The organism is Gracilibacillus halotolerans, from assembly GCF_014206945.1.
In the GTDB taxonomy this organism is placed as follows: domain Bacteria; phylum Bacillota; class Bacilli; order Bacillales; family Amphibacillaceae; genus Gracilibacillus; species Gracilibacillus halotolerans.
In genome coordinates this window covers 1-11,742 of sequence record NZ_JACHON010000035.1, presented here as the reverse complement: position 1 = coordinate 11,742, position 11,742 = coordinate 1, and the positions used below count along the sequence as shown (strand labels likewise).

Below are 11,742 nucleotides of genomic sequence, written 5' to 3'. Positions count from 1 at the left end.
TATACTTTTATATTTTAACTGATTTTAGGTTGTTTTGGCAGAAAGTGTTCAATTCTATCTGGCGGAATCTGTTCACTTTATTCTAGCAGTTACAATTATCTAACACCAACAGAATACAAACATAAGCTCCAAACAAAGATGTCCACAAACTAGCATCGAAGCGTCCACTTTATTTGGAGAGACGGGTATGATAGCCTTCTATGGCATAGAAACCAGATCCGTAGAGGCTCAAAGTCAAGTGACAAAAAGCACGTACTATTTTCGGTTAGAACATATTTTTGTAAATCATAAACAAGTTTACATTCCTTAAAAGACTTGTTCAGTATAGTGTTGACATACCAATTTGGGTTTAGAAGCAACCTATTTATTAGCAAAATAAGTCTCCAATAGATACATACAAACTGTTCCACTTAAATTAATTGCAAACTTTGCATGTCGTTCACTAGGTTTATAGTAAGTTCTTCCTTTCCCATGTGAATCTCCATAAGCGTTTCTTAAAGAACCTAGTCCAGTAATAATCCCATTGATAGACCCAAGTATTTGCTTAAAAGTCTCTTCACCATGTTGGTCAGGTGAAAGATTTAGTTGTTTCGAAACTCTACGATTCAGCTGGCTCAAATTCTCCTTTTGATCATATTCCTCCCCAATTTCATCTAGTATCCATTTCAATGTACTTTCAAGCATTGCTCTGGTGGCTGTTATAGCGTCTTCAGGATCTGTTTCCGCTTGAGCTAAAGCTCTCTCCCAGTCGTTCTTTACATGCTCTATATCAAATGTATTTGTTATTTCATCAATCTCATTTGGAATATATAGAGAATTATTTGATTGAAGTTTCCCTTTAATCAAAGTAAATCCATCACGTTCTAATAACTTGATAAGTTGTTTCCATCTACTATCTTCTTTTATAAATTCATTATCCTCATTTTCTAGTAAGAACATTTCTATAACATTTAACAATTTTCGTGTTTCACTATAATTTGATAAATCTAATGTGGACAAATAGTTGTCAGCAAGTGACCTTCTATCACCAGACAAAGGAGATACATAAAATGGATTTTGAAATACTTCTTCACATTCAAATAAACTCTCTATTCTTGCAAGTGTACTATGAGTAGAAAGCAAATCATAAAATGTGTGTATTGTTCTCTTACTCAGCATATAGTTCCCCCTAACTTTTTCTTAAATTTAGTAATCTCTGATGATATTGATGTTCTTTAATAATAATAAAGAGTCCCTACAATTTATGTAAAAGACTCTTGCTGTACTATGGGCCAAATTTTATACTGCTCTTTCGCTTCTTCCATAATTGCCTTTGTAATAATACAAACTGCTGCCCTTTAATACCTTCGTTTCCTTTTTAGCTGGCATGTTCACCTAAGCATAGATACTCTTACGGTGCTCACTAGTCCATCCTGTACATTATTAACTCAATGTTTCTAAGAATACCTTACTGTTTATTAATTTTCTATCAGGTGAACGGATCAAATTCTTAGAATATGGTTAATTGGACATCATGTAATCTTCATTTAGCTGATTCTAATGTATTCTTGAGTTTTTTCAACTCCAATATGTGAATTTTAGTTTTGTACTCCTTCATTTATAGAAATGAAAGTAAATAGGCATTCTTCATAAGTGGCTCACTATGTTTATAACGATACGGATTCTAGCAAATTGAATCCTAATCATAAAACAACCACGCTGGTCTATTAGCCGTCACTTTACTTCCAATAGGCTTATACTTATACTTAATTCCTTCTTGTTTAAGAGGGTTGAGATGCCTTCTAATACTTCTATCACCGATTACCCAAAGGAAGCCACCCTTATCACGTCTATCAATATAGCTAAGATCAACTTTCTCCAAGTATGTTAGGAGTGGATCTGTTTGCACCTTTTCATCTTGAAGGTGATTTTCTTTCACTAAAGTGGACACTTGTACTTCAGCAACTTGAGACTTATCATCAGTATGATCAAATGTGACTTCTCCAGTTCTATGTTCAACTTTATCAACCATATCAGATAACATTGGTGCAATATCGTCTGAAGAATCCTCTTCCTGGTCTTCGCTCTCATTCAATAATTCAGTAGGGATTTCTTCTTTAGGAATTATTGTTGTCACATCATAGTAATAGTTCAAGTAAGTGATAAATAGTTTCTTCAATTCTTCTTTTTCAAGCATTGGGGCCATCACGACAGGATAGCTTTTATTAAACTCAAAGAGTACTCTTCTCCCATAACGTTCATCGTCTCCGAGGTCTTCGCGGCCTTTTATTTTAGCTTTTGCTAATTTAGAAATGTCTAATTCATCAATAATATCTAGTATGTTAATTATAAATTGATCATTTCTGAAGAGTTCATATTTAATCAGGTAGTTGTAAACATCTAAGTTATCTATGATTAAATGATAATATCGTTCGCGTTCGGTTTCACCACTTATATTATCCGTGATATATTGAGCACCTAGAATAACCTTGTAGATATAGTTTTCCCAATCAAATTTTTTAACCACTATTTTTCTAAATTCATTGATCCCAGTATGAATCTGTGGATACTTTTCTAAAAGGTAATCTCTTTTTTCTTGTATCAATAAAGAGTGCCAAAATCTTTCATCTAGAATTAAGTCTCTTTCTGTATCTAAGTAAGATTCCGCAATGGTATGAAAAGCTTCAAGAAAGGCGTTCTTAACCTCTTCTCCTGATAGTTTTGCCATATAAATAGGGAAGTCTGGGGCGTTTTTAATCTCTACGACTTCATTTGAAAAATAGGCATTACTAGGATCAATTCTATCGTTTATAAAATCGTGGTACAGCTCTTCACTATTTTTATAACCTTTTTCTAGTAATCTAATTTCCATCTGACTCTAACCCCCTTAAAGCATTATCAAATCTCTCAATAATTCGATCCGATATTTCGTAAATGACCTCATCTATATTTTCCATGTTTAGCTCTTTTACTTGTTTATGTTTCATTAATTGATAGAGTTTTAGATCAAGAGCGCCTTCTGGTTCTTCGATTTCATCTATCTCAATATCAAGGTTTTCTTTATCATTATTGATAATAAAAGCTTGTAATGCTTTGGATAATCCTGAATATATGTAAGCATTATTTAACGCATTACTTTTCGGAAGATCATTAAATTGGTATTCCTGTTTCTTATAATGGATAACAATCGTTTCTTGTCCTAGCTCTATCTTAATATCAGATTTTAAGTTTTCATCCAGCTTCTTTTCGAAAATTTCATAAGGCTTCTTCATATTCCCATTAAATCGAACTACATTGGAGTAACCTAATAAGGAAAACTGATTAACATATAATTCATCTCTATACTGCAAATAAAAGTCGTTTAAATCATAGTTGTGCGCAAAGCTAATTTTCTCTAACGCTTGAATATGCAATTGTAGTGACGTGCGATTATTTAAAGAAATGCGTGACTTCCTTACTTTTACTTGTTTTTGTCCAGGTGTAAGTGGATAAAATTTATTATCCTTCGTTTGGATAATTAGAATCAGTCGGGCTTTTCCGTCTGATAATAATTGATTGATAAATGGTGAATCTATTTCATAGGTGAAATCAAAGAAATAATAATCCACATTATCACTAACACTAACATCTAAATCAAAATAGTTCTCTTGATAATTATCGGAGGTGTTAGCAAGTACTGGATAAGGAAAATTGGCATCTTTTCTATAGATCATTGTGTTACACCTCCACGTAATATACGAACTTTAATGATCGATTGAACGTCTGATTTAATTTTAGTTGTAATTGAACAACTCCATTTTGTAGGATAACATTTTTAATCGTTTGATTTTTGAAATCACAAACTTTCCCTGTGTTGAGATCAAGTATTTCTTTATAGTTATCACGTAAATTAAATTCGTTATTATATTCTTTACCCATGCCATCTATGATGGATAAGGCTATATCACAAGAGTTAGATTTTTTAAGCTGCTTACTTTTCGAAAAATCGAATTTGATGATTTCTTTATCATTTAAAATAACTCTCTGTACCATTTCCGGATGTGCACTGTAACGTTCTTTACTCTCTTCAGAATTCACATCCGCTTCCTCATTACTCTTTTGCCATTTTAGAGGATCACGTTTTTTAGTAGTTTTAGGCTTCTCTTTCTTCTGTGGAGAGATTTTATTTTTCTTGTCTCTTCTTTCCTTTTGTCTCTCGTTTCCTGATGATTTCACAAGTGATTTTCCTTCATTCACTTTTACGGTTCCCATACTACTTTGTAAGTCTTTTTTCAGTTGAACTTCTGCTACATATAGAATGTCTTTTGTGTCTATTTTTCCATCAACGGCGTTATGTTCTTGAACCGCTTCGTCTATTACTTTAGTAATCTCTTTGGATAGGTTCCGAATAAATCTTACAGCCTGCTTTTTTAATTGAGGATCGTTGAAATTCGCAGTAGACAATTCAGTATGGGATTCATTTTCTAACGACTTTAAATATTCATCCTCATCTAAACCACCTATTAATACAGCATTGAATGGCTTTGTAGCATTGCCCGCGACTTTAAAGTCTTCAATTTTCATACCTACCGTACGAATAATAGCTACTCTACCTCTAGGTATTCTCTCGTCATATGTGAAATACAATTTAAAATGAAAATCCTTTTTTATATTATTTACCGTTATTTCTCTGGGTTCCGCTTTTAAATAAGTATCCAAATAGAGTGGCGTAAATTCTTTTTTAGCTTCTGCATACTCTTGACTATAGTAAGCTGGATTTTTAATATAATCTGCTATTGTTTCTTTTGTAATTTCATTGTCGTTCACATGTACTTCTAATCGTTCATTTAATATAGCAACAAAGAAACTATCACAAATACTTTTAATAATTTCTTTTTCATCGTCATACTTCTCTCGTAAATATGGAATGACTATTTTTAATCCTCGTGTATCTTTTTTAAATACTTCATGGAAGTTATTTTCATAAGGATAAAATTTAGTCTTTTCTGCTCCAGAGGTAAATTCGATATCTGTGAAATACCCCGTATTACGATAAGCACTGTTTTGGTATTCATGTTCAATCAGTTGGACCGTACCACCTATATGTTGGTCTCCATCTGCATCACAGTTAGAAAAATACATGAGATGTAAATCAGATGCTGCATTCGAGGCAATCTTTCCAATTCCATGGGAACCACCTCTACTAATTTCAAGCTCATTATCTTCTTCTTCAAAGTGAACGCCTTTTTGATACGCATAAATACCCCACGTATCTTTTTTAGAGCCACTTTGGCCATTTCGTGCGCCTGTTAATCCCTTTGTATTCCTATCTTCAAAAGAGATATAGCGTACTTCTTGTTCATCCAGTTTCGATTGCATATGCTGAATTGTTTCTTTCGTATAATGGTTATGTCCCGCTAAGTGTCTAATTCGTTCTTTCACTTCATTAATACCAGGAATATCATTTGTCTGTATCGTTCCCGTTTCAATTTTCACTAGGACGGGCTTATCTGATTTTGGTAAATGACCGTCAAGGGAGTTTTGTATATTTTCCCTCACTAACCCATTGACGCCCATCGTATAAAAACGCTCCAGCGTTTGATTAAAGTTGGCTTCCTCTATATTGTTAATAGGTGAAAATTTCCATTTGTTGCCTTTCACTTTCTCGTTAAGCAAATTCCCCACTCCTTGTTCTTTGGCTGCATGTAAGCTTTTTAGTCCATTTCGATCGTCTCTTTAATGCTTTTTTGCTGTAAATCCTTTAACTGCTGAAAGAAGTTATCGACTCTACCTTTTCCGACACTCTTATATTTGCCGATAATCACTAGTTCCTTCGGTAAATCTTGAACAGTTACTATCCCATCTTCATTTAACTGATCAATTAATGCAGGTGCCCCTGTGAAGTTTTCCTTATTAATAGGCTTTTCTCCGAATTTTTCAGTGACAACAATTTCATCACCATCATAAAAAAGAAATAATTCGCCAGGACGTGATTTTATTAATCTCTTTCTTCTAATCTCTTCATCTATGAAATCCTTTAGTTCATGAAAGAATGTTTCTGTATGCGTCTCGTTATAGCGTGAGACTTTTTCATGTAAGTGATCGATAGAAGCTGGTAATTCACTAATGATTCTCGCCTGTTGTTCTTCATTAAGACGGAGCAAAAATCGTTCCGATAATTTAAAACGCTGTGGTAATAAAAATGCATCTCTTAAGAAGTAAGGAATCTCGATGAAACTGTCTTTGTATGTAACCGATCGTACTGGTGTTAGACCAGGTTCTTCTTCACCTGACATAGATGGTGCTAACTCCTCTTGTTTCATATGTTCTGGAGTATTTGTAGTTGTTGGTACTTCAGTTTGTGTCATTAGATTTTCTTCTAGATCTTTTGGTTGCTCTTTTTCAATCGATTGTTTTAACATTTCTTCAATATTCTTAAAACGAATATTGATTTCTTCTAGATCATAAGAAGATTCTGTTTTCATATTTGGATCTATGTATTCCGGAACGTCCATTTCGTACGAAGCGTAAACCTCCACAAACCATTTTATAATGATATAAATGCGTTCCCACGTTAAGAGATTCTGAGTATCTAAATTGTCTTACGTCATGAGCAGCAATATTTCCAAGTCTCCTAACCTCATGTAACGCATCTTTTACTTCTTCCGTTAGTAGACCTGCTTTATCCAAATCCTCTATTCTTTCTTGGATCGTTAAATAAGGTTCATTGGGCATATTTTCATGAACCATTACCTTTTCCATTATTGCTTCAATTAAAGTACGGCTATGAGTTAACATAGAACGCGGACTGTTATAAATTGCATTTTCTAGTTCTTTTAACGTACGGGCAAGCTCTTCTGAAACTGGCTCTAGGAATTTATAAAAATAGGTTGTCATGTTGTACCACCTTTGCATTACTATTATGTAAGAGTTAATTTTTTCAGGGACAAACTATGTAAACCTTCCAGTCCCTTCTAATAAATACTAGATAAGATTTATCTAGTAAAATGTATCCACTTCCATTATAAACTTGGAAGAAGCATGAATCAAAAGTTCTATTTCAAAAAATGAAAAACGTTAGAATCACATTAATTGTGGTTCTAACGCTTGGTTTCTATTAAAAACCGACTTAACTTTGGTGCGGTTCACAAAATACAGTTGATTGTTTAGGATTCCATTTCTATCTTCTCTATGAAATAAGTTAGCCATGCCAACCCTATCCCAAGATAGGTTACTAAAGGCAGTAATATTTCCTTTAATGATAGCCCGAATAACCCTGCTGTTATAGTTGCTATAATTGCTAAGTATAACCTTATTCTTACTTTAATCACTTTTGTAGAAATTCCCTTTATTGAGATATGATACATAAAATAAAATACTGTAAATACAGCCGTCGTTATGAAAAATAAATTATAATATAACTTGCTAAAGTCATAATTAAGTTTAAAAATAAGATGAACGACCGTAACAACAATCCCCCCAATAAAGAATGAAGCAAAAAATGAATATATGATTATTCCATACACAAAAGACCAATGACTATATCTATCAAACAATTGAGCAGGATTTTCCGTCCCTTTACGAATAAATTTCGGTGGCTTAATCCAATAAAATTTTAGACTTAAGACAAAAAACAACGAAAACATTGTCACCATTAAAAATCCTATAATAATATTATTTAGAATTACACTAATCCCTTCAAAGTAATGCAAAAATAATCCTGCTAGAATAGCCACTCCAAAAAGTATGTTCCCTGCCTTTTGCATGGCTAAGAACCCGGGGCTCTCTAACCAATGAATTAATTTTGAAGATTTAATAAATAAGTTCTTAAATCGTTCCTTCATTTTAGACTCCCTAAATAGTGATAGTAATTAAATATATAATCTATATATATTTATACTTTATCATAAGAATGCTAGTTCCCTTTTAAAAGAGCATGATACAAAATTAGCATATCCTTGGGGCTTGGAGCTACTTTGCAATTTTCCATTTTAGAAACACAAAGTGAATCTAACCCTCTAAATATTCTACTATATATTTATGGAGAGTTTCTTTAGGGATAGAAAACTATCCAAAATAACAATAAAAGGCTTTTCTAGTCGAAAAGCCTTTTATTGTTATGAAAAATTAATTAGATAATATAAACTTATTTCTAAGAAGTGCTTTATCCTAAACCTTTTTAAAATTTTAGATTAACTTACGTAACCTATCGCTGCACCTATTATTAAAATTAATCGTATAAAGTACCACAGAAATAATCCACCATTAAAAGTAACGTTCAACGCTGTAAACTTATTTATAAAACACCTTGTCCACGTTATATTTCGATTGAAGCTGATTAATAATATAAGTCTCATAAATCTCTCGTTCCATTGGATCTTCTACTAAACAAATATCGATTCTATATACTTCGTCTCTGTGCATTTTAATCGGAGAAACATTGTCATTAAAATGTTTTTTATTCTTTGGCGTAGTTTCCGTGCTTTTCCAACAAAAAGAAGCTCATCATCTCTATTATAAAATAAGAAAATGCCGCCTTTATCTCTTGGTATTAGATGAAAATCTATAAATCCATAAATAGGTTCGATTTGTGGTTCATCATCTTTCAGATTTTGCTTGCGTTCTGTAATCGTAATATCTGGATTAGGTATACTAATTTCTATCATGTTTAACTACATCCCTTCTTTGTAAAGAATCCACTATAAAAGTTAATTCATGTCTTTACTTTTCTCTTCTATTCTCTCCACCAGCTTAAATAAAAATCGATAAATTAACCGACAAGTTTCCTCTAATGACATCTTCTCATGAAACCCTTGCACATCATTTAAGGCAAAATTTAAGTCCCACATGCCATCCTTTTGATTAAACATCAATTCAAATCTGGCTTCATCTCCATCTAATTCTTTACTTAAATTTTCTTTAAGTGACATCTCCAACTTTTTCTGCATCTGCAATCCTACCATGACGTCATACGTACCAAATACATCACTCACTTCCAGCGAGATTGCATCGACGCCGATTAGTTCCAACCACTTCGATTCTATATATATAAATTCATTCATGTGTTTTTGAAGGTAGGCAATCGGTTGTTCTAAGAAAGCGAATGATTCTACAGCGAGCGTTTCTTCTGTTTCTTTATCGCCTCTTTCTATGTAAGCATCTAGGAAACGTGTCTTAGGATCTTTATCTATTATCGTGATGTCATTGGAGACTAAATCATATTTCTTAATAAACTCTTTTTCTTCTTGATATATTTCAACCTTATTCGCTTCACTCGTCAACTCTGATGAAATGTACTTTTTCATTCGTTTGTGTAACATTAGTGGGTCCTCCTGAATATGGCACTTTTCCCCGTGCAGTACTAATTTCGTGCATGTTGGGTAGCACACCATTTCATGTTATTTACGCTTTAGCGAGTACGTCTTCTACCTCTTGATGTAGAACCTGCATTGCCTTTTGATCGACGATTATTAGGTTTCCTGTTGGAAGTTGGCTTTGCTGAATTTCTGCCGTCTTTTCTACGACCTTTAGAGGTACTTGCTCCTTTTCCTTGTTCACGGCTTTTTCGATTATCATATTCCCGATCGGGGATGCTTACCCCTTCAATAACTTGCATTTCAAATTTCTGTTGAATCCCTTTTTCAATCATTCGTAGAAAATCCATATCCTTAGGAGCCACTAAAGTAATAGCAATCCCGTCTCCGCCTGCACGTCCAGTTCGTCCAATCCGGTGAACATAGCTTTCCACATCATGTGGAATATCATAATTATATACATGTGTGACCCCTTCTACATCAAGGCCTCGTGCAGCAACGTCTGTTGCAACTAAAAATTGAATTTTCGCCTCACGAAATCGCCTCATCGCTTTTTCGCGTTTGGCCTGTGTTAAATCACCATGTAATTCGTCTGATTCATAGCCATTCGCGATCATTGCCTCGTGCAGTTTTTTAGCGCGGATTTTTGTACGACAGAATATAATCGCCAAAAAGGGACGATGTTCTTCTATTAAATGTAGCAACGTTGCTTGTTTTCTTCTATCCGTTGTTCTAATAACTACTTGTTTGACCTCATCAACCGTCACACGTTTTGCCTTCACTTCAATAAATTCTGGCTCTACCATATATTTCTTCGCTAATGAGCGAATTTCTTTAGGCATGGTTGCTGAGAACAGCATGGTTTGTCTCGAAGAAAATGTTTCATGAATAATTTCATCCACCTCTGGGAGAAAGCCCATATGTAACATTTGGTCAGCTTCATCTAACACAAGCATCCGAACCGTAGAAAGATCGATGGATTCACGACGAATATGATCTAATAACCGACCTGGTGTTGCAACAACTATATGCGTGGCACCTTTTAGCTTTTTTAATTGATGCGCCACATCCTGGCCACCGTACACAGCTAACGTTTGGATACCTTCTACGTTTTCAACCATTCTCTTTATTTCTTTTGAAATTTGCTGTGCTAATTCTCTTGTTGGAGTTAATATAAGTGCTTGAACATCTGAATTTTGCACATCAATCTTTTCCAGAATCGGAAGAACAAACGCCAACGTCTTCCCTGTTCCCGTTTGTGCTTTTGCAATAACATCCTTCCCCTCCAGCACGGATGGTATCGTCCGTTCTTGGATGGGAGTAGGAGTTACTATTCCTAATGATTTTAATGTATGGTTAACCTCTTCTCGAATACCAAGTTGTAAAAAGTCAGGCATGGGTCATCACATCTCTTTTCGTAAATTAATGCTGCCAGTTTGTAATTTTAAGACTTGTTTACTATAGCATATTGGTTAGTATTTACAGAGGGATTTGGATTATTAGTATATTTCTTTTAGAATTCCAATAAAAAAATCACTATTCTTAGTGGTAAGTTTAATAGCACCACCACTTAATAATCATCATTCCCGTAGAAACTTCAGCGTAACCGATTAATCCATAACTTTATCCTCTAATCCACTCTACAAGTGCCATTCCTATATTTACAGGCAAGTTTAAAATACGAGGTCCTGCCTAAACATATAGACAGGACCTTGATTATTAATTCACAGAAGTAGTCTTTAAAAACTCTTGTGTTCGTTCCTCTTTCGGCTGGCTGAAAAATTGGTCGGACTTGCCGCGTTCAACAATTTCCCCATCGTGCATGTAAACAATCCAATCTGCTACCTCTTTAGCAAACTCCATTTCATGGGTAACGACAACCATTGTCATTCCTTCATCAGCCAGTTCTTTCATAGTCGTTAAAACCTCTCCTACAAGCTCAGGATCAAGTGCTGATGTTGGTTCATCAAAAAGCATAATTTCTGGTTCCATCGCTAGTGCTCTAGCAATCGCCACTCGTTGTTTTTGTCCGCCCGATAGTTTAGCCGGATAGACATCTGACTTATCCTCTAAGCCTACCTTTTCTAATAAATGTTTTGCTTTAGAGATAGCCTCCTCCTTGGACAGTCCCTTTACCTTGATAGGTGCTTCAATGATATTCTCCAACACGGTCTTATGTGGGAATAAGTTAAAATGCTGAAACACCATTCCGACTTTCTCCCTAATTTTATTAAGGTTATCGGTACTTGGGTCGACTTCATTTCCTTTAATAATAATAGACCCGTCATCCTTTGTTTCTAAAAAATTCAAGCAACGAAGTAGCGTACTTTTCCCAGAGCCACTTGCGCCTATTAAACAAACAACATCACTCTCGTAAGTATGTGTAAAATAGTTCTCAAAGGATAATTTCTAAAATTATCCATATAAATGGAAAAATAAAAGGAGACCCTCTATACTAGATAATAGGCTA

9 protein-coding genes and 2 pseudogenes are annotated in these 11,742 nt (G+C 34.3%); all 11 read right to left on the bottom strand.

The window, feature by feature from the left end; translation table 11 throughout:
* Positions 1–360: 360 nt before the first annotated feature.
* On the bottom strand, positions 361–1,158 hold the full coding sequence (locus GGQ92_RS16500) for an abortive infection family protein (RefSeq protein WP_184251233.1): 798 nt from the start codon (positions 1,156–1,158) through the stop codon (positions 361–363).
* A 520-nt stretch (positions 1,159–1,678) separates the two neighbouring features.
* Entirely contained in the window at positions 1,679–2,851 is a 1,173-nt protein-coding gene (locus GGQ92_RS16305) for a hypothetical protein (protein ID WP_221437361.1), read from the bottom strand.
* Positions 2,841–3,692: a hypothetical protein gene (locus GGQ92_RS15760; protein WP_184251231.1), complete on the bottom strand. Its 852-nt coding sequence runs from the start codon at positions 3,690–3,692 to the stop codon at positions 2,841–2,843. Before GGQ92_RS15760 ends, GGQ92_RS16305 begins: the two co-directional genes overlap by 11 nt.
* A 4-nt stretch (positions 3,693–3,696) precedes the next feature.
* On the bottom strand, positions 3,697–5,643 hold the full coding sequence (locus tag GGQ92_RS15755; RefSeq protein WP_343068856.1) for a hypothetical protein: 1,947 nt from the start codon (positions 5,641–5,643) through the stop codon (positions 3,697–3,699).
* A 29-nt stretch (positions 5,644–5,672) separates the two neighbouring features.
* On the bottom strand, positions 5,673–6,443 hold the full coding sequence (locus GGQ92_RS16495; RefSeq protein ID WP_246384562.1) for a hypothetical protein: 771 nt from the start codon (positions 6,441–6,443) through the stop codon (positions 5,673–5,675).
* Positions 6,421–6,855: a DUF4145 domain-containing protein gene (locus tag GGQ92_RS16490; protein ID WP_246384560.1), complete on the bottom strand. Its 435-nt coding sequence runs from the start codon at positions 6,853–6,855 to the stop codon at positions 6,421–6,423. The genes GGQ92_RS16495 and GGQ92_RS16490 overlap by 23 nt, the downstream gene beginning before the upstream one ends.
* A 269-nt stretch (positions 6,856–7,124) precedes the next feature.
* Entirely contained in the window at positions 7,125–7,802 is a 678-nt protein-coding gene (locus GGQ92_RS15745) for a hypothetical protein (RefSeq protein ID WP_184251227.1), read from the bottom strand.
* Positions 7,803–8,250: 448 nt separating this feature from the next.
* Positions 8,251–8,624: pseudogene (locus tag GGQ92_RS15740) on the bottom strand (nucleotide excision repair endonuclease).
* Between the two features lie 42 nt (positions 8,625–8,666).
* Positions 8,667–9,278, bottom strand: a complete 612-nt coding sequence (locus GGQ92_RS15735; protein ID WP_184251226.1) for a branched-chain amino acid aminotransferase — start codon at positions 9,276–9,278, stop codon at positions 8,667–8,669.
* 89 nt (positions 9,279–9,367) lie between these two features.
* On the bottom strand, positions 9,368–10,669 hold the full coding sequence (locus GGQ92_RS15730; protein ID WP_184251224.1) for a DEAD/DEAH box helicase: 1,302 nt from the start codon (positions 10,667–10,669) through the stop codon (positions 9,368–9,370).
* Between the two features lie 322 nt (positions 10,670–10,991).
* Positions 10,992–11,645 (bottom strand): annotated as a pseudogene (locus GGQ92_RS15725) (amino acid ABC transporter ATP-binding protein); the annotation flags it as partial.
* Positions 11,646–11,742: the final 97 nt, after the last annotated feature.